The 19,323-nt window shown below is 61.7% G+C and carries 16 protein-coding genes; 11 read left to right on the top strand and 5 right to left on the bottom strand.

What is annotated here, in order from left to right; translation table 11 throughout:
• The first annotated feature begins 274 nt into the window (after nt 1–274).
• The 3 genes from ACCO56_RS26300 (at nt 275) to ACCO56_RS26310 (ending at nt 3,247) form a co-directional block, all read left to right on the top strand.
• On the top strand, nt 275–1,363 hold the full coding sequence (locus ACCO56_RS26300; protein ID WP_433643868.1) for an ABC transporter substrate-binding protein: 1,089 nt from the start codon (nt 275–277) through the stop codon (nt 1,361–1,363).
• Between the two features lie 65 nt (nt 1,364–1,428).
• Nucleotides 1,429–1,908 carry a GAF domain-containing protein gene (locus ACCO56_RS26305; RefSeq protein ID WP_433643869.1) on the top strand — a complete coding sequence of 160 codons (480 nt, stop codon included), beginning with the start codon at nt 1,429–1,431 and terminating at the stop codon, nt 1,906–1,908.
• A 103-nt stretch (nt 1,909–2,011) separates the two neighbouring features.
• Complete coding sequence (locus ACCO56_RS26310) at nt 2,012–3,247, top strand: M20/M25/M40 family metallo-hydrolase (protein ID WP_433643870.1); 1,236 nt, start codon at nt 2,012–2,014, stop codon at nt 3,245–3,247.
• Between the two features lie 125 nt (nt 3,248–3,372).
• Here the strand turns inward: ACCO56_RS26310 and ACCO56_RS26315 are convergent, their stop codons facing one another.
• Nucleotides 3,373–3,798: a TerB family tellurite resistance protein gene (locus ACCO56_RS26315; RefSeq protein ID WP_433643991.1), complete on the bottom strand. Its 426-nt coding sequence runs from the start codon at nt 3,796–3,798 to the stop codon at nt 3,373–3,375.
• A 182-nt stretch (nt 3,799–3,980) separates the two neighbouring features.
• On the opposite strand from ACCO56_RS26315, the gene ACCO56_RS26320 reads away from it, so the two are divergent.
• From ACCO56_RS26320 to ACCO56_RS26330, 3 genes are all read left to right on the top strand, one after another.
• On the top strand, nt 3,981–4,766 hold the full coding sequence (locus ACCO56_RS26320) for a TSUP family transporter (protein WP_433643872.1): 786 nt from the start codon (nt 3,981–3,983) through the stop codon (nt 4,764–4,766).
• A 44-nt stretch (nt 4,767–4,810) separates the two neighbouring features.
• A complete protein-coding gene (locus tag ACCO56_RS26325; protein WP_433643874.1) occupies nt 4,811–5,623 on the top strand; it encodes a helix-turn-helix domain-containing protein in 813 nt (270 codons plus the stop codon).
• Between the two features lie 78 nt (nt 5,624–5,701).
• Nucleotides 5,702–6,118, top strand: a complete 417-nt coding sequence (locus tag ACCO56_RS26330) for a VOC family protein (protein WP_433643875.1) — start codon at nt 5,702–5,704, stop codon at nt 6,116–6,118.
• 8 nt (nt 6,119–6,126) lie between these two features.
• Here ACCO56_RS26330 and ACCO56_RS26335 read toward each other — a convergent pair whose 3' ends face one another.
• Complete coding sequence (locus ACCO56_RS26335; RefSeq protein ID WP_433643876.1) at nt 6,127–7,596, bottom strand: cobyric acid synthase; 1,470 nt, start codon at nt 7,594–7,596, stop codon at nt 6,127–6,129.
• A 196-nt stretch (nt 7,597–7,792) separates the two neighbouring features.
• Between ACCO56_RS26335 and ACCO56_RS26340 the strand changes: the two genes are divergently transcribed.
• Nucleotides 7,793–8,968 (top strand): isobutyryl-CoA dehydrogenase, encoded by a 1,176-nt coding sequence (locus ACCO56_RS26340; RefSeq protein WP_433643877.1) that lies wholly within the window; start codon nt 7,793–7,795, stop codon nt 8,966–8,968.
• Between the two features lie 19 nt (nt 8,969–8,987).
• A complete protein-coding gene (mmsB, locus tag ACCO56_RS26345; protein WP_433643878.1) occupies nt 8,988–9,869 on the top strand; it encodes a 3-hydroxyisobutyrate dehydrogenase in 882 nt (293 codons plus the stop codon).
• A gap of 553 nt (nt 9,870–10,422) precedes the next feature.
• On the opposite strand, the gene ACCO56_RS26350 is transcribed toward mmsB, so the two are convergent.
• From ACCO56_RS26350 to ACCO56_RS26360, 3 genes are all read right to left on the bottom strand, one after another.
• Nucleotides 10,423–11,808: an aspartate aminotransferase family protein gene (locus ACCO56_RS26350; protein ID WP_433643879.1), complete on the bottom strand. Its 1,386-nt coding sequence runs from the start codon at nt 11,806–11,808 to the stop codon at nt 10,423–10,425.
• A 267-nt stretch (nt 11,809–12,075) separates the two neighbouring features.
• On the bottom strand, nt 12,076–13,221 hold the full coding sequence (locus tag ACCO56_RS26355; protein WP_433643880.1) for an MFS transporter: 1,146 nt from the start codon (nt 13,219–13,221) through the stop codon (nt 12,076–12,078).
• 96 nt (nt 13,222–13,317) lie between these two features.
• A complete protein-coding gene (locus tag ACCO56_RS26360) occupies nt 13,318–14,127 on the bottom strand; it encodes a DUF72 domain-containing protein (RefSeq protein ID WP_433643881.1) in 810 nt (269 codons plus the stop codon).
• Between the two features lie 171 nt (nt 14,128–14,298).
• On the opposite strand from ACCO56_RS26360, the gene ACCO56_RS26365 reads away from it, so the two are divergent.
• From ACCO56_RS26365 to ACCO56_RS26375, 3 genes are all read left to right on the top strand, one after another.
• Nucleotides 14,299–15,876 carry a trimethylamine methyltransferase family protein gene (locus tag ACCO56_RS26365; protein WP_433643882.1) on the top strand — a complete coding sequence of 526 codons (1,578 nt, stop codon included), beginning with the start codon at nt 14,299–14,301 and terminating at the stop codon, nt 15,874–15,876.
• Between the two features lie 193 nt (nt 15,877–16,069).
• Complete coding sequence (locus ACCO56_RS26370; RefSeq protein WP_433643883.1) at nt 16,070–16,534, top strand: endonuclease domain-containing protein; 465 nt, start codon at nt 16,070–16,072, stop codon at nt 16,532–16,534.
• Nucleotides 16,531–19,116 carry a GcvT family protein gene (locus ACCO56_RS26375; protein WP_433643884.1) on the top strand — a complete coding sequence of 862 codons (2,586 nt, stop codon included), beginning with the start codon at nt 16,531–16,533 and terminating at the stop codon, nt 19,114–19,116. Before ACCO56_RS26370 ends, ACCO56_RS26375 begins: the two co-directional genes overlap by 4 nt.
• Nucleotides 19,117–19,323: the final 207 nt, after the last annotated feature.

Consider the following 19,323-nt stretch of genomic DNA (forward strand, 5'->3'; position numbering starts at 1 on the left):
CACTTGGAACAACCCGCCATCCCGCCGCCGACACCAGCCACAGCCGAGTGGCTGCGCGGATCGACTCCCAGATGCGCCGTCTTCAAGGTCGCAGGCGCGTGACAGTCGGCATCATAGCAATCCCATCCAATTGCTCGCCTCCCAACGACCGAGGCGGCCGCGCGTGCTGCGTATGAGCGCGCGCCGCATCTCGCTGTTTTTTTCGAAAAAATGAATGGTAAGAGAAGACTTTTCACTATAGTAACATTCGAGCCAGCTGAAGGAGGGGATGAAAATGACTATTATGAATTCTCGTTACAATCGCCGTACTGTGCTGAAGGGCGCTGTCGTAACCGGTGCCGCGGCGCTCGTCACTCCGAGCATTCTCGGGCGCGCTTCGCTGGCAAATGAGCCACTGGTCGTTCGCACGCTCGGCGGATCATACGAAGACGCCGTGACGAAGGTCGTCTTCACGCCGTTCACGCAGACGACCGGCATCGCCATTCAGCCCGTGCCGGCAACGACCGGCAAGCTGCTTGCCATGCATCAAGCCGGGACTGCGGAGATCGACGTGATCGACATAGGCGCCATGGAGGCCATGCAGTTCATCGGAGACGGCGCTCTTGCATCGATTGACTATGGCAAGTGGAAAGACATCGATCCCGGCGATCTGGATGCTGAAGCGCGCGGCGACTACTACGTCGGCCACACCTATTACTCAGCCGTCCTCGCATACAACACGAAAGTGTTCAGCTCGGGCGACGCGCCGCGGAGCTGGGCCGACTTCTGGAATGCAGAGCGCTTCCCAGGACCGCGAATGCTTGCCGACCTCGCTTCCGGCTTCGTGGATCTGGAACAAGCCCTTCTAGCGGACGGGGTCGCGCCGGCCGATCTCTATCCAATCGACATTCAACGGGCTTTGGGCGTGATGTCCAAAATTCGTCCTCACATTCGAAAATTTTGGGACACGGGTGCTCTTTCCGCCCAGATGCTTACCGATCAGGAAGTCGTCATGGGGAGTATCTGGAATACCCGTGCCCAGGTCGCGATCGACAATGGTGCGCCAATCGCTATCGAATGGAACGGTGGTTTGCTGCGCATGCAGGGCTGGGCCGTCGCCAAGGCGTCGAAAAAGCAAGCCGAGGCACAGCGCTTCATCGAATTTGCTCTCGCCCCGGAGCGGCAAGCCGCCCTCGCAGCGCTCATTCCGAACGGGCCGACGAACAAGAAGGCATTCGAGCACATTTCCGCTGAACGGGCTGCAATCCTGCCAAGCAATCCTGCCTTCGCGGCAAAGCAGATCCATCAGAACGTGGAATGGTGGAACACAAACCGTTCCATCGTTGCCAAGGAATGGTCCAAGTGGCTGCTTGAGAACCGGTAATGGGTGATCAGATCGGCTCGCGCATGTGGCCACGCAGGAAGAACCGAGCAGACGGGTGCAGTGAGATGAGTGCGCTGGAGAGATTTTCTGAAAGCCTGTCTGTGCCCGATCAACCCGATGCAGCCTTCGGTGCATTTTGCAGCCTGGCCAATGAAGAGATAGGATTAACCCTCTTCACCGCCTTGATATACGACAAAGCCGGAGCCACGGTTCGCCGGGCATGGTCGAATTCGCCCAGACTGTTTCCAATCGGTTCTGTCAGTCCGGTTCCCGATCCCGCTTCATACGAAGCGGGATTGAAAGTCATCAATGATCGCCAAGGCATCATAGAAGCATTTCCACACCATGAGGCGATCCTTGCGGTGAATTGTGAAAGCAGCCTCGCCTTGCCCGTCGTGGTTGGCAGGCAGTTTCTCGGCACGTTGTGCTTGCTGCATCGAGCAGGTCATTTCACGCCAGACCGCGTGAAGCGAGCACAGGGGCTGATGGTTCCTGAAACCGTCTGTTTCCTGATCGAACAGAGATTTGGATCCAGAGCTCGATAGCGCGGCTGAAATACTCGCCGGTGTGCATCTCGCGCATTACGAATCAGGCAGCAGTCTTGACGCTCGGCACACCTTGGCGTTGCGCAGTGAGGGAAAGAACAGCATGAATGAGATAAGGCAGCAGATCCTGGAATGGATCGCTCGGGATGAGAAGGATCTCATAAGGTTCTTCTCGCAGTTGGTGCAGTGCAAGTCACCCAATCCCCCTGGCGATACCACAGCGGCGATGCGGCATGTCCAGCATTTTCTCAAGGAGCAAAATCTAGCATACCGGGAGGTCAATGCGCGGGACACCTGGCCCAACATGATCGCCTCCTTCGACACCGGCCGGCCAGGGCGACACCTTATGTTCAATGGCCATCTCGACGTTTTTCCGGCGAGCAATCAGCCCGGCTGGACCGATGACCCGTGGAGCGGGAAGGTTGCCGATGGGCGGATATGGGGACGCGGTACCGGTGATATGAAAGCCGGTTTGACAGCTTCGATATTCGCATACGCCTACCTTTCTCGCTTGAGAGACCAGCTGAAAGGCAAGATTTCTTTGACCGTTGTCTCCGACGAGGAGAATGGTGGAGAGTTCGGGGTCGGCTACATGTTCAAGAAGATCGAACAGGAAATGTCGGCCGACTGCGTCATTAGCGGTGAATCCACTACACCACGCGGCGTTGCATTTGGCGGGAAGGGCAACATCCAGTTCATAGTTCAGGTAGCGACGCCTGGTGCTCACGCGAGCGCACCGTTCAAGAGCGCAAATGCGATTCGGATTGCCAGCGATATTATCCGGGATCTCGACGATCTGGCGTCGATCCCTGTCCACGTGCCCGAAAAGATGGCGTTGATATTGAATGATCCGAAAGTTCAGGAGCTAATGGGTGCAGGAGCGGAATACATATCAAAAACCACGCTCAACGCCGGTACGATCCATGGAGGGGCGAAGGTGAACGTCATCGCATCCGATTGTGCGTTCGAATTTGAAGCACGTATTCCGATCGGTGTCGATCCCGATGCGGTAGTCGAGCGGGCGCGTGCCATTGTCGCTCGATATCCGGAAGCGGTGATCACATCTCTGAGCGTCGCGCCTCCCGACTATTGCGATCCGACCGCTGAGTTAGCCACTGTGTTGCAGGATACGGTAGAAAGTCTAGGTCGCCCGCGACCGGTCATGTTCGTCTCGTCCGCATTGTCCGACTGCAAATATTGGCGTGATCGAGGTATTCCGGCCTTCTGGTATGGCCCAACCCCCGTTGCCGGTACTGCGAACGAATCCGTATCAATCGATGAGTTTTTGAACCTCGTCCGAGTTCATTCGCTAGCCGCTGCACGATATCTATGCAAGTGAGATAGCGATCATGGAAACTGTCGGCTAGGCTGCGCCGATAGTGCATCAGGCACCGACCACTATAGCGCGGCAAGGCGAAAAATGTGCCGGGAGTAGGCGCACACATAGCTTAGCTAGCCCTGCCGCTACTCCCTCACCAGATCCACCGGGCTGAGACCCAGCATCTCCAGCGTGCGGCGGAGCAGTCGCACTTCGTTCTTGGCAAGCTGCTTGTCGGCCTTGGCGATCTCCGCCATGTGCTTTGCCAACATCCTGCGACGCTCGTCATCCATGTCCTGGAACATGGCGATCGCCTGCGAGCCGCTGGTCTCGTAGCCGAACTCGTTGAGATATTCGATGACGGCATCCATGCTGGCTTCGGGAATGCCGAAGGAATCCTGGCAAATGCGCCGCAACGTTGCCATTTCGGTTTCACTTGCCGTGCCGTCGGCCAGGATCATCCGGAACAGCAGGAGCAGTTCGGCCGACAGCACCGGGTCGTCTGCAACCCGCCGCACCCCCGGATCGCCCTCGAACAGCTGATATATCCTGGCCAGCATTCCCTGAGACATGCCCGAGCGCTCCTCGATCTCGATCCCTGCGAGTCTATGGCATCGGCGTTCGGGAACTTCAAATCCAAACCGATGGTCCATGCCGAAATTGCCGCATGCCGCCACGCGAATTCGGCCTTGCGCCGGATGGCTGCCTGTGATCGAAGCGGCTGCGTCCTGCATCCTACCCCGCCACTCCCGACATGTTCGACCTCGCTGCCGAAACCGTGCTTTTTCTGGCCGTTGGCGCTTTCGCTGCTGGCTTCATCGATTCCATCGCCGGCGGCGGTGGCCTTGTCACCGTGCCCGCCCTGCTGCTTGCCGGCTTTAGCCCGGTCGAGGCCCTCGGCACGAACAAGCTGCAGGGCTTGTTCGGTTCGGGCTCGGCGACGATCGCCTATGCTTCGAAAGGTCTCGTCGATCTCCGGCGGCAATTGCCCTCGGCTGTGCTTTCGTGCCTCGGCTCGATTGCCGGGGCGCTGTTGGCGACTGTCCTGCCCGGCGAATGGCTGCGACTGGTCATGCCTTTCATGCTGATCGCCATCGCGCTCTACTTCGCCCTCAAGCCCAACATGGGGGACGTCGATCGCACGCAGCGCCTTTCGCCTTTCCTGTTCGGCTTGCTCGTCGTGCCGCTGATTGGCTTTTATGACGGTCTCTTCGGCCCGGGCGCCGGCTCTTTTTTCATGCTCGCCTTCGTAGCCCTGGCCGGATACGGGATATTGAAAGCCACGGCCCATACGAAGATGCTGAACTTCGCGTCGAATATCGGCGGCGTCGTCACTTTTGCCTTCGCCGGGGCGATTTACTGGAAGGTCGGTCTCCTGATGGGCGTGTGCCAATTCCTCGGCGCGCGCCTCGGCGCCAGCCTGGCGATGAAGATCGGCGCGCGGCTGATCAAGCCTCTTCTCGTGATCACCTGCATCGCGCTCGCCGTCCGTCTTCTCGCCGACCCGACCCATCCTCTGAGACTGGCGATCGGCTTCTAGGCCAAGCCCTTCCTGCGAGACAGGTTCGGCATTATTCTCCGCCGATGTCCTTTCACGCGACCAATCCTGAAGCACCTTTACGGCTGGTTCGCCAGACGCCGGAACTCGCGGGCATTGTCGAAGAGATCATCTGCTATCGCGAGAACGGCCGCGGCATCGAGAGCGATGTCGAGACGGCGGCGCTGGTCGTGCCCCTGGTCATCAATTTCGGAGACAGGTTCGGTATCGGGCTCGGATGCCAGCCCGGGATCGCCGGCCGCTACGGCAGCTTCACCTCCGGTCTTTTCGCTGGCCCCGTCATCATCAATTCGACCGGCAACGCCGAGTGCATCCAGATCAATTTCACGCCTCTCGGCGCGTGGCGCTTCTTCGGCCTGCCGATGAGCGAACTGTCGGCCCGGATGGTAACGCTGGACGAACTCGGCGACCGGGAAATCAACAGGCTGCGGCAACATCTCGCTGACGAGGCGGATTGGAAGCGCCGGTTCGACATGATCGAGGATTTCGTCATCCGACGCGTGCGGCGATCGCCGCCTGCCGATCCCGCGCTCGGCTGGGCTTATCGGTACATGCTCGACAACGGCGGCCAGATCCGAATTGCGGATATTGCGGGGAAGCTGGATTGGAGCCGCAAGCACCTTGCGCAGCGCTTCCGCCTGCAGCTAGGTCTCCCGCCAAAGGCGATTGCTCGCATCATCAGGTTTCGCGCCGCACTCTCCATGAGCAAGCTGACAGGACAGCCCGATTGGGCCGACATCGCAGCTGCTTGCGGTTATGCGGACCAAGCCCATCTCACGCGCGAGTTCGGCGACTTGGCTGGCATGAGCCCGACGCGCTGGCATGCCAAGGCCGCGTGATCAGGTTACAAACCTTCAAGACCTGACCCGGCACTCCGGCGAGACTGATATTCATTGAGCAACCGAGGGAGAAACGCCATGCCTACCATCGAGGCTCCGCGCATCTTCGCCACTTTCCGCTATCGTGACCCCGCTTCCATGATCGACTGGCTGACCAAGACTATCGGTTTCGAGCTACGCGTGAAATATGGAGAAGGCGAAGACATCCATCACGCCGAACTGACGTTCGGCTCGTCGATGATCATGGTCGGCAAGGCCCGCGACGACGACTATGGGGCCATGGTCGGATTTCCCGGCGAGCCTGGGGGAAAATCGCTCTACGTGGCCATCGACGACGCCGACGCCCTCTACGCCCGCGTCAAGTCCGCTGGAACGGAAATCCTGGAAGAACTGCACGACAAGGATTACGGCAGCCGTGACTTCATTTGCCGCGATCCCGAAGGCAATGTCTGGTGCTTCGGCACTTACTGGCCGAGAGCCGACGAACCCGCATAGGAAATAGTTTACCTGGCCGCGGCAAGGATGGCATCGCAGTCGAGATGCGTCTCGAGGTGGTCGGCGATCGCATCGAGCGCCTTCTCCACTTCTGCCCGATAATCGATGCCGCCGCCCGAGACCCCCAAACTTTCCAGAAACTTGGCGCGAAACGCGTCGGCGGCGAAGAGGCCGTGAAGATAGGTGCCGAACACCTTGCCATCGGGCGAGGTTGCGCCGTCATCGGCATTGCCGATCACTGTCACCGGGCGCAGGCAATCAGGACCCGTCGTGCGACCGAGATGAATCTCGTAACCCTCAAGCGGAGTGTCGAAGCGGACCGAGCGCGCGGCGACATTGCGCACCGTCTTTTCAGGCTCCATCACCGTCTCGATGTCGAGCAGTCCGAGACCCGGCGCTTCCCGCACCGTTCCTTCTATGCCGTGGGGATCACGGACCACGCGGCCCAGCATCTGATAGCCTCCACAGAGGCCGACGACATACCCCCCACGACGGCGATGCTCAAAGAGATCACCGTCCCAGCCGTTCTCGCGAAAGCGCTGGAGGTCGCCGATCGTCGATTTGGAACCGGGGATGACGACGAGCCTGGCATCGGCCGGAAGCCTGCGGCCCGGCGACACGAACACAACTTCGATCCGTGGTTCGGCCCGAAGTGGATCCAGGTCGTCGAAATTGGCGATGCGATCGAGCATCGGCACCGCGACCTTGAGTGCACGCTCCTCGCCCGAAGCCAGGCGTTCAAGGACGACGGAATCCTCCGACGGCAGAAGCGCGGCCTCCTTCAGCCAGGGCACAATGCCAAAGCAACGCCAGCCCGTGAATTCCTCGATCGCGGTAATGCCGCTGTCGAACAGGTTCGGATCGCCACGGAACTTGTTGATGAGGTAGCCGACGATCATCCGCCGGTCTTCCTCCGGCAAGATGAGATTCGTGCCGGCGATGGAAGCAATCACTCCACCCCGATCGATGTCGCCGACGAGAATCACGGGACAGTCGACACGCGTGGCAAAACCCATATTGGCGATGTCGCGAGCGCGCAGATTGATTTCGGCCGGCGACCCCGCCCCTTCTACCACGACGAGGTCGGCGCCCTCGCCCACCTTGCGCCAGGAATCCAGCACCGCATCCATGAGCTTGGGTTTGAGGTTCTGGTAGTCGCGCGCCTTGGCCTGGCCGAACACCTGGCCCTGGACCACGATCTGGGAGCCGATATCGCTCTGCGGCTTCAGCAGCACGGGATTCATGTGAATCGATGGCGCGACCCCGCAGGCCATCGCCTGCAGCCATTGCGCCCGACCGATCTCACCGCCGCCGGTCTCGCCCGGCATGTCGGCGACTGCGGCGTTGTTCGACATGTTCTGCGGCTTGAAGGGGCGCACATTTATGCCCCGGTTGCGCGCCAGACGACATAGCCCGGCGACGAGCACCGTCTTGCCGACATCCGAACCTGTTCCCTGGAGCATGATCGCCTTGGCCATGAAACGTTGCCTAACCGACCGATCGCGCTCCCGCAATGACCGACCTCTGAACAAGCCGATTTGTGCAGGTTTAGGTCAACCGCCACGGTCCGTTCCGCATATGCGCACAACCGTTCCGCAACGGCTCGGATTGCACAGTGACGTCATTGATCTAGACTAAGGCTCACGAAAAGCAGGACGACACAGGGAGGCCGCCATGGACGCGACAGTGGATGCGACCGGTGGACAATTCGAGCTCAATGAGGATCAGCGCGCCATACAGGAAATGGCGGAAGCCTTCGCCGCCGATCGCGTCGCACCCCATGCACTGGAATGGGACAAGAACAAGCATTTTCCCGCTGACGTCATCCGCGAGACCGGCCCGCTCGGCTTCGGTGGCATCTATGTGCGCGACGATGTCGGCGGCTCCGCCCTCGGCCGGCTCGATGCCGTTCTGATTTTCGAGGCACTCTCCAAGGCCTGCCCGGGCTTCTCGTCCTTCATCTCGATCCACAACATGGCTGCGTGGATGGTCGACACCTTCGGCAATGAGGAACAGCGCCAGCGTTTCCTGCCGAAACTCACCTCGATGGAATGGCTGGCCAGCTACTGCCTTACGGAACCCGGTTCGGGTTCGGACGCGGCCGCGCTGAAGGCGCGCGCCGTGCGCAGCGGCGGCAACGGCAGCGACTACGTGCTCAACGGCGCGAAGCAGTTCATATCCGGCGCCGGCGACAGCGACGTCTATGTCGCCATGGTGCGCACCGGCGAGGACGGCCCCAAGGGAATCTCCACTCTTGTCATCCCTAGGGATGCCCCCGGCCTGTCCTTCGGTGCGAATGAGAGCAAGATGGGTTGGCACATGCAGGCAACCCGCCAGGTCATTTTCGAGGATTGCAAGGTCCCGGCCGAAAACCTGCTGACCGGCGAAGGTGCCGGTTTTCGCATCGCCATGGCCGGGCTCGACGGCGGCCGGCTGAACATCGCCGCCTGCTCCCTCGGCGGCGCGCAGGCGGCACTCGACAAGGCCCTGGCCTATGCCGGCGAGCGCTCGGCCTTCGGCCGGAAGATCAATCAATTCCAGGCGTTGCAGTTCAAGCTTGCCGACATGGAGACCGAACTACAGGCGGCGCGCTTGCTGCTATACACCGCCGCCTCCAAGCTTGACCGCAAGGCGCATGACGCCTCGAAATGGTCTGCCATGGCCAAGCGCTTCGTCACCGACAAGGGCTTCGACATCGCCAACGACGCGCTGCAGATCCATGGCGGCTATGGTTATCTGCACGACTATGGCGTGGAAAAACTGGTCCGCGACCTGCGCGTTCATCAGATTCTGGAAGGCACCAACGAGATCATGCGCGTGATCATCGCGCGCCATCTGGTCGGCCGTTGAAGCAACCTGGAGGAAACAAATGACAACGATCGCCTTCATCGGCCTCGGCAACATGGGCAATCCCATGGCCGCAAACCTGGTCAAGGCCGGCCATACCGTCCTTGGTTTCGATCTCGTGCCGGAGAATCTCGAGATCGCGCGCGCCAACGGCGTGACGATTGCCGCCGACTCCGGCGCGGCGGTCAAGGACGCCGAAGTAATCGTCACCATGCTGCCGGCCGGCAAACATGTTATCTCGGTCTATGAGGAAATCGCACCGAAGGCTGCCAAGGGGGCGCTGTTCATCGATTCCTCGACGATCGACGTCGAGTCCGCGCGCAAGGCCCACGCCATCGCGGCCAGCCACAATCTGCTATCGGTCGACGCGCCCGTCTCCGGCGGGACAGGCGGGGCTGCGGCTGGAACACTGACCTTCATGGCGGGTGGCTCGAAAGAGGCTTTCACCAAGGCCGAGCCGATCCTGCAGCCTATGGCCGGCAGAATCGTCCATTGCGGCGATGCCGGTGCCGGCCAGGCTGCAAAGATCTGCAACAACATGATTCTCGGCATTTCGATGATCGGCGTCGGCGAAGCTTTCGTGCTGGCCGAGAAGCTCGGGCTTTCGCACCAGGCGCTGTACGATGTCGCATCCACCTCGTCAGGCCAATGCTGGTCTCTCACCACCTACTGCCCAGTGCCGGGTCCGGTGCCCGCATCGCCCGCAAACCGGGACTACAAGCCAGGCTTCGCGGCAGCCTTGATGCTCAAGGATCTCAAGCTTTCCCAGGAAGCGGCGCAGGCGGCAGGCGCAGCCACCCCCCTCGGCGCCGAGGCGACCCAGCTCTATGCCCTATTTAACGCGGCCGGCCACGGCGGGACCGACTTTTCCGGAATTATTCGTTTCCTTCGCGGAGAGCAGTGAGATCGACGGCTCCCCGTGTGCGGCTACGACTCACTGGTTGGTAGTCCCCCTCTCCGTCTCGGCTTCGCCGAGCCACCTCTCCCCCATTCCGTGGGGAAGAGGAAGGGCGCCGAGCATGCGGCCGGCGATTCCTCTCCCTCACGATAGTGGGGGAGAGGTGGCTCGGCGAAGCCGAGACGGAGAGGGGATCTGTCGCACGCTCCACTTTCATCTGCAAAGGATTGGCAGTCAGGCGACCGTGCAGGAAAGTGCGTGTCCGATAGCCACTTGCGGGAGATGTCCGACAGGACCGTGCGGGGCCAATATGTTCCTTAAATCTCTCGGCAGAAGAAAAAGCGCAAATTTAGATTTGCTTAAGCACTCGATAACCCGGCGGTAACAATGTCCCTGTAGAAAGGACAACAAGGCGGTGATCGCAGCCGCCTACCGCTCCGGATAAGGTCTCGCGTACCGGAGCCGTTACCATCGCCGAGTGTGTTTGCGTCGGCCATGTGTTCTTGTGGCGAAGCCGTGCTTCCCCCAGTGGGCAAGCGCGGTTTTCGCCTTTGGGCGGTTAAGTCCGAATGCGGGCGAGATCGTCCTTGGCCAGGTCGAGCGCCTTGCGGATCCGTTCGCAGGCCATGTCGATGATGTCGCGCGTCCAGATCAGCGGCGGCGACATGATCATGGTGTCACCGGTAGCCCTGAGCATCATGCCGTTGGCGATGGCATGGTCGCGCACGACCACCGCCGCGCTGCCGGCTGGCTCGAAACGTTGCTTCGTTGCCTTGTCCTTGACGATCTCTATGGCCCCCATCAACCCGATGGAGCGCACCTCGCCGACAAGCTCATGATCGGCAATGCGCTCCTCGAGCGCCTCCGCGAAATAGGGGCCGGTGTCGTTCTTCACGCGCTCGACGAGACCCTCGCGCTCGATGATCTCGAGGTTCCGCAGGCCCACGGCGCAGGCCACAGGGTGTCCGGAATAGGTGTAGCCGTGATAGAATTCGCCGCCCTTCTCGATGATCGTCGAGGCGATGCGGTCGCCGACCAGCAATGCCGACAGCGGCTGATAGCCCGAAGTCAGCGCCTTGGCGGTCGTGATCGTGTCCGGTTCGATGCCGAAGGTTTGTGCGGCGAACCATGATCCAGTGCGGCCGTAACCGGTGATCACCTCGTCGAGCATCAACAGCACGTCATATTTGCGGCAGATGCGCTGGATTTCCGGCCAGTAACTTGCCGGCGGGATCTTCACCCCGCCAGCACCCATGATGGGTTCGCCGATGAAGGCCGCGACGTTTTCGGGCCCAGCCTCGAGGATCGCATCCTCGACGGCCTTCGCAGCACGCAGGCCGAAATCATGGTCGCTTTCGCCCGGAAGCGCCAATTCATAGGCATAGGGCATCATCACATGGACGATGTTGGGCACGGCGCCGCCGAGTTGGCTGTGCATGCCTTCCATGCCGCCGAGCGAAGCGCCCGCGACGGTCGAGCCGTGATAGGCCATCTCGCGCGAGATGATCCGGTTCTTCTGCGGCTTGCCTTCAAGCGCCCAGTAGTGACGCACGAGGCGAACGGCCGTATCGTTGGCTTCGGAGCCGGACGAGCCGTAGAAGAGCTGATTGATGTTGGCGGGCGCGAGTGCAGCGATCTTCGCGGCGAGCAGCACCGGGGTGGGCGTCGAGCAGCGGAAAAAGGAGTTGTAGTATGGCAGTTCCTTCATCTGCTCGTAGGCCGCCTCGGCGAGTTCGGTGCGACCGTAGCCGACATTGACGCACCACAGGCCGGCCATTCCGTCGAGTATCTCGTTGCCTTCCGAATCGTAGATGAACGGCCCGTCGGCACGGGTGATCATGCGCGAACCCGCGCCGCGAAGATCCTTGTGGTCGGTGAACGGATGAAGATGATGCGCCGCGTCGATCGCCTGCAGCTGCTTCAGCGAAAAATTTTGATAGGTCATGGGCTTGGTCTCTTCTCTTGAATCGATCCGGCAAGCCGCCGGGCTGAATTCATGGGAGAAGGACGGGAGGCGAATAGCCGATGCGCGCGCACAGGCGCAAAAGCTCCGCATGCCTCGTGCGCGGCGAGGGCGTCACGGCAATGTCGAGATGACGAGGATGGGCGTCAAAGGCGCTCATGTCGCAACAATAGCCGAGTGCGACGGGAGGCTTCAAGCGCTGGTGTAGTCGCGATCGTCAATGCCCCGATCGCGTGATCCTTCGCGCGGTCAAGCGCTCTCCGCCGTCCGGCGATAGTACAGCAGCCCGGCCAAGGCCAGGCAAAGAGCGCCGAGGGTCAGCGGCAGGCCCTGAATTCCCACGGCATCCATGACGACGCCCGCCACCGGGGGGCCGGCTATACCGCCCACGCCCCAGAACAGGGCGAAGGCCGCGTTGCCGGCAATCAGCATCGGTCCTGAAAACCGGTTCCCCAATTCGATGAGCGCCATCGTATAGATGCCGAAAGACACGGCGCCGAGAACGAATGCAAGCGGCCAGACCAGCAGGGTGCTGAACAGAAGCGGCAGCAAGGCGCACCCTGCGGCGCAGGCCAGGGCACACAGGAAAAGCCCTTGCGAGGGGCCGATACGCTCTGCGATCATTCCGAAGGGAACCTGCAACGCAATATTGCCGGCCACCAGGACGGCGAGCAGCGCGGATGTCATCGTTTCAGAACTGCCGTAGCCCCCTGCGTAGATCGATGTCAGGGAAAGGATGGACTGTTCGAAAGCAGCGGCAGCCAGGACTGCGAAGAGCAGAAGCCGGGCGAGCGGTATGAAGCGGATCACGGACGCCTGCTCTTCGCCGTCGTGGAACTCGGGCAGACGCGCCAACACCAGAGCAAGGCAGAGCGCGCAGCCGCCAAAAGCGGCGATGCCGACGAGAAAGGGCATCCAGCCTTCGCTGCCCACGATCGCCAGCGTCAAAGGCCCGGCCGCGAAACCGGCCGACACGACAGAGGTGTAGACGCCGATGATGCGGCCCCGCGTGGCCGGCGGCGTAAGCATGATCAGCCAGGTCTCGCTGATCACATAGAGCGGGTTGATCGAGAAACCGAGCAGGAAGCGCAGCGGAAACCAGAGCCACACATCCTGCGTCCAGCCGATCAGCGCCAGGAAGGTCGCGCCCAGTCCGGCGCAGATCAATGCCAGCCGACCAGCCCCGATGGCCCTCACCAGAGGGGGGATGACGGGCGCCGACAGGATGAAACCGAGCGGCGTCATTGCGGCGGAAAGGCCGATCAGGGTCGATGAGGTTCCCTGCCGCTGCAGGATGAAGGAGAGCAGCGGATATGTCAGGCCCTGCGCGATCGCGAACACGGCAACCGTCGCAATCACGCCGGCGATCGCGGCCCAGGAGATTTTCGCAAGCATCCCCGATGCTGACCTTCAAAAGCAATCGGCCGCCTCGCGGCCTGGCAGACAGTCCAGCATGCCACCGATCGTCGGCGGTTCATTGAGACACGGGAGCTATTTCACGCTTCCAGCGGACGCTTCCGCAGGCATCGCCTCGCGTGTGACGAGCGCCAGCAGCCTTTCCGCATCGGCCGGCGCAGCACTCTTCACGTCGTTGTCGAAGAAGCACCAGACTTCACGCTCCTGTCGCCTCCATTTTGCTATCGACCGGGCCCACTCCGCCAGCATGTCGTCGCTGTAGCTGCCGTGATAGCGGCCGGTTGGCCCGTGGTTTCGGATATAAACCCAACTCGCCGTCACTTCCCGCGGCGCCGGGGCAGATGCATGGTCGGAGATGCAAAGCGCCGCATCGTTTTCCCGAAGCAGGTCGAAGATCGTCGCGTCATACCAGCTCTCGTGGCGGAATTCGAAAGTATAGCGGCGCGAACGCGGCAGCCGAGCGACGAAGGCGGCCAGGCGTTCCCTGTCGACTTTCATGCGCGGATGAAGCTGGAAGAGCACAGGGCCAAGCTTGTGACCGAGCAGGGAAAGCCTGTCGTCGAGCAACTCAAGTGAATGGTCGTCGACCAGCAGGCGGCGCCAATGGGTGATGAAGCGTGACGCCTTCCAGGAAAATCGAAAATCCGGCGTCGTTGAACTGGCCCAGTTGCGGACGGCGGCAGGTGTCGGTGTTCGATAGAAGGGTGCGTTGAGTTCTGCTGCGTCGAAGCGCGACGAATAGAAGGTCAGCGCGTTCTTTTTCGGCAGGTCCCTCGGATAGAACGGCCCCCACCAGTCCGAATAATGCCAGCCCGATGTGCCGACCCGCAGTTTCCCAAGGCGCGCGCGCGGTGCCTTGCCGGCGGATGATCGTGAAAGGGTCATTTCCAAGCTCGTCCCGATGACATCGGTCAAACGCGTGACGAGACCATTGGTTACCCGGCAGGAACGCATTCGGCCATGTCGTTTCCCTTACGCTAGTGGTCGTCGCATCCGTACCGGCAGCGTATCGCGCGGTTCAATATGCGGCCGACAATGCCCAGAAGGATCCTCTCCATGACCGCCGCGCTCAATCCTGTCGAACCGGCTCTCAGCTCCGACCGCCATCGCCGGGGTGGGCGTGCGGGCAAGCGCGCCGGAACCTCGGCTCACTTCGAACAGGCACCGTTTCGGCAGTTGAAGATCCCCTACCCGCCCACCAAGCTGATCTCCGACGACGAGCTGGAATCGATCCATCTCGCCTCGTTGCGCGTGCTGAAGGAGATCGGGGTCGACGTTTTGCACGACGAGGCCCGGCGCATCATGAGGGCGCATGGCGCGGATGTGCGGGAAGGCAGCCTACGCGTTCGCTTCGACGCCGACATGATCATGGAGCTGATCGCGCATTGCCCGCCGGAGTTCACGCTTCATGCCCGCAACCCCTCTCACAATGTCCGTTTCGGTGGAAACAACCTGGTCATCTCGCAGATGGCCTCCGCGCCGAACTGCTCGGACACGGATCGCGGCCGGCGGCCGGGCAACCAGCAGGATTATCGAAACTTCCTGCGCCTGGCGCAGATGCATAACATCCTTCATACGACCGGTGGCTATCCCGTGGAGCCGATCGACATCCACCCCTCGATACGGCACCTCGAATGCATTCGGGATCTCGCCACGCTCACCGACAAAGTGTTCCACATCTATTCGCTGGGGCGCGAGCGCAATGTCGACGGTATCGAGATCACCCGCATCGCCCGAGGCGTCTCCCGCGAGCAGCTCATGAACGAGCCCTCGGTCTACACCATCATCAACACCAACTCGCCGCTCAAGCTCGACATTCCCATGATGGAGGGCATCATCCAGATGTCGTCCATGGGCCAGGTCGTGATCGTGACGCCCTTCACGCTTTCCGGAGCCATGGCGCCGGTCACCATTGCCGGCGCGCTGGTGCAACAAAATGCCGAGGCGCTGGCGGGCCTCGTCTTCACGCAGATGGTGAAGAAGGGCGCGCCGGTTGGTTATGGCGGCTTCACCTCCAACGTGGACATGAAGTCCGGCGCGCCCGCCTTCGGCACGCCGGAATACATGAAGGCGCAGCTCATCGGCGGCCAGCTTGCGCGGCGCTACAACATTCCCTACCGCACCTCCAACGTCTGCGCGGCAAACGCCGTTGATGCCCAGGCGGCTTACGAAAGCGTGTTCTCCCTCTGGGGCGCGATCCAGGGCGGGGCGAACTTCATCCTTCACGGCGCTGGCTGGCTGGAGGGCGGCCTGCGCTGCTCCTATGAAAAAACGATCCTCGACATCGACCTTCTCCAGATGGTGGCGGAATTCCTGACGCCGCTCGACCTTTCGGAAGACGCGCTCGCGGTGGAAGCGATCCGCGACGTCGGCCCCGGCGGCCATTTCTTCGGCACCCCCCACACGCAATCCCGCTACAAGTCCGCCTTCTACGCCCCGATCATCTCCGATTGGCGCAATTTCGAGACATGGGCCGAAGCCGGGTCGCCGACTGCGATGGAACGCGCCAACCGCATCTGGAAGGAGCGCCTGGCGGCTTACGAGGAGCCCTTCATGGACCCGGCAATCCGCGAGGAGCTCGACGCCTTCGTCGAAAGACGCAAGGCCGAAGGCGGCGCACCGACGGATTTCTAGGTTCGTGAAACGCAATCGACCCCCTCTCCGTCTCGGCTTCGCCGAGCCACCTCTCCCCCGATCGACGGGGGAGAGGAATCGCCGGCCGCACGCTCAGCACCTTTCCTCTTCCCCACGACGTGGGGGAGAGGTGGCTCGGCGAAGCCGAGACGGAGAGGGGGCGGCCTCCCGTCCCACCACCGGTCTTTGACTCATGGCCAACGAGACGAACCGCAGCCGCCGAAAAGCCGGAACGACCGAGCGGAGCCGCTCACTACGACAGGCGGGCAATGAAGCAGAGTCCCTGCTGTGGCTGGAACTGAAGGCGAGACGGCTCGGCGGTTACCGGTTTGTCCGGCAGTTCCCCATTGGCCCATATTTCGCCGACTTCCTATGTCGCAGCGAACGGCTGGTTGTGGAGATCGACGGAAGTCACCATGAAGGCTCCACCTATGACCGTCGCCGCGACGAGTTCATGCGGCAGCATGGTTTTTCCGTTCTGAGGTTCTGGAACATCGACATATTCAAACAGCGCACGTCAGTCTGCGAAACGTTACTTGCTGCCCTGGATGGCCGCCTCTCCAGCGACATGCGCGCCCGGGATATTCGTTTCGTATATGCGCCTGATCTTTCCTCCAATCCTGATTCAACACACGTGGAACCGGAACCAACATCATGAAATCCCATGCGAAAGCGGTTGTCGTCGGCGGTGGTGTCGTTGGCTGCTCGGTGCTTTATCACCTCGCCCGCGCCGGCTGGGCCGACGTCATTCTGATCGAGCGGTCGGAGCTGACCTCGGGTTCGTCCTGGCATGCCGCAGGCGGATTCCACACGCTGAACGGAGATCCGAACGTCGCCAAGCTGCAGGCTTATACCGTGCAGCTTTACAAGGAACTGGAGGAGCTCTCCGGCCAGTCCTGCTCGCTTCACCTCACCGGCGGCATCATGATGGCGGATACGCCCGAGCGCATGGATTTCCTGCGGCTCGCGCACGCGAAGGGCCGTTATCTCGGGATGGACACGGAGCTGATCACCCCGTCCGAAGCCAAGGCCATGTTCCCGCTGATGGACGAGACGAACTTCGTCGGGGCCATGTGGGACCCGGTCGAAGGCCATCTCGATCCGTCGGGCACAACCCATGCCTATGCCAAGGCCGCCCAGAAGCTCGGGGCCGAGATCGTGCTGCGCAACCGTGTCCTCGAGCTTACCCAGGATCCGGACGGCACCTGGAACGTCGTCACGGAGAAAGGCACTGTCAAGGCCGAACACGTCGTGAATTGCGGGGGCCTGTGGGCTCGCGAGGTCGGCCGCATGGTGGGCGTCGAACTGCCGCTGCTCGCCATGGAGCACATGTACCTGCTGACTGAACCGATGAAGGAGGTCGAGGAGTTCAACCGATCGACCGGGCGGGAGATGGTGGGCGTGCTCGACTTCAAGGGCGAGATCTATACCCGCCAGGAGCGCAACGGCATCCTGCTCGGAACATATGAGAAGGCGTGCAAGCCATGGTCGCCGGTCAACACGCCGTGGGACTTCGGCCATGAATTGCTTGTCCCCGACCTCGACCGCATCGCCCCGTCGCTCGAGGTCGGCTTCAAGCATTTCCCCGGTATCGAGAAAGCGGGTATCAAGCAGATCATCAACGGGCCGTTCACCTTCGCGCCGGACGGCAATCCGCTGGTCGGCCCTGTCCAGGGCCTCACGAATTTCTGGTGCGCCTGCGCGGTCATGGCCGGCTTTTCGCAGGGCGGTGGCGTCGGCCTGGCTCTGTCGAACTGGATGGTCGAGGGCGATCCCGGCTTCGACGTTTGGGGCATGGACGTCGCCCGTTTCGGCGAATGGGCGACGCTACGCTACACCAATGCCAAGGTGCGCGAGAACTATTCCCGCCGCTTCTCCATCCGATTTCCGAACGAGGAGTTGCCCGCTGCGCGGCCGGCCCAGACGACGCCCCTCTACGACACGATGGTGGCGCAGAACGCCGTCATGGGCGACAGCTGGGGCCTCGAGACCCCGCTCTGGTTCGCACCGCGAGGCACCGAGCCCCGGGATGTCGTCTCCTATCACCGCTCCAACGACTTCGAACATGTCGGCAACGAGGTGCGCGCAACGCGTGAGCGCGTGGGCGTCACCGAGATCGCGAATTTCGCGAAATACGAAGTCGCCGGTCCAGGCGCCGAGGCCTTTCTCAACAGGCTGATGACCAACCGCATGCCGAAGAAGGGCCGCATCGTTCTCACTCCGATGCTCAACGAGTTCGGCAAGCTCATCGGTGACTTCACGATCGCCAACACCACCGGACGGACCGGAGAGGAAAGATTTATGATCTGGGGATCATCGGCGGCGCAGAAATACCACATGCGCTGGTTCGAGAAGCATCTGCCAAGGGACGGTTCGGTGCGCATTCACCGTTTCGACCAGACCTTGGTCGGCCTTTCTATCGCGGGCCCAAAAAGCCAGGCGCTGCTGCAGAAACTCGTCGACGAGGACGTATCGACAAGCGCTTTCAGATTCATGGATTTTCGCGAGATGGCGGTCGCAGGGGCGCCCTGCCTGGTGAACCGCATCACCTATACCGGCGATCTCGGCTACGAGATTTGGATGCAGCCTGCCTATCAGCGGCTCGTCTATAGCGCTGTCAAGGAGGCTGGCGAGGAATTCGGCATCGTCGATTTCGGCATGCGCGCGCTTCTTTCCATGCGGCTGGAGAAGAATTTCCCGACCTGGTTCCGCGAGTTGCGCCCGATCTACGGCCCCTTCGAGGGTTCGATGGATCGCTTCGTTCGGTTGGAAAAGAACGACTTCATCGGCCGCGAGGCAGCGGCACGGGAAAAGGCCGAAGGCCCGAAGCTGCGTCGTGTCTCGCTGATCGTCGACGCGGCCGACGCGGATGTGATGGGCGACGAGCCGATCTGGGCAAAAGTCGGCGACCGCGATTTCGGCACCGTCGAAAAGCCCCATGGTTATGGCGCGCCGCGCTTTGATGCGACAGGTGAGGAGGTTCGCAGCTCAGCCGCCGCGAGCGGCGCCTCCGGCGTGCGCGGCATAACCGATGGCGAGTGGCGCGTTGTCGGCTGGGTCACCTCGGGCGGTTATGCGCATTACGTCCGGAAATCGCTGGCGCAGGGTTATGTTCCGGCCGCGCTGGCGGAGAACGAGAGCGAGGGCCTGTTCGAGATAGAGATCCTGGGCCAGCGCCGCGCGGCGCGGATCAACACCGAGCCGCTCTTCGATCCGGCCGGCGAAAAGATGCGGTCGTGAACCGGACCGAACCGAACGGTGCGATTACCCGGGCGTCTCTAGCATGCCATCAATACCATGGGCGTTATCTTTGACCGTCGCGAGTTGCCCCTCACTGTCCTGCCGGACATCTCTCCCCGCGACCGGCGGGGAGAGAGACGCCGACCGCCCGGGTTTCGCCAGTCGTCGACGGCGGACGATTGGCGAAAGCGAAGACGACATCGGTCT

Origin of the sequence: Mesorhizobium sp. 1B3 (assembly GCF_050958605.1) — a bacterium.
Lineage (GTDB): Bacteria > Pseudomonadota > Alphaproteobacteria > Rhizobiales > Rhizobiaceae.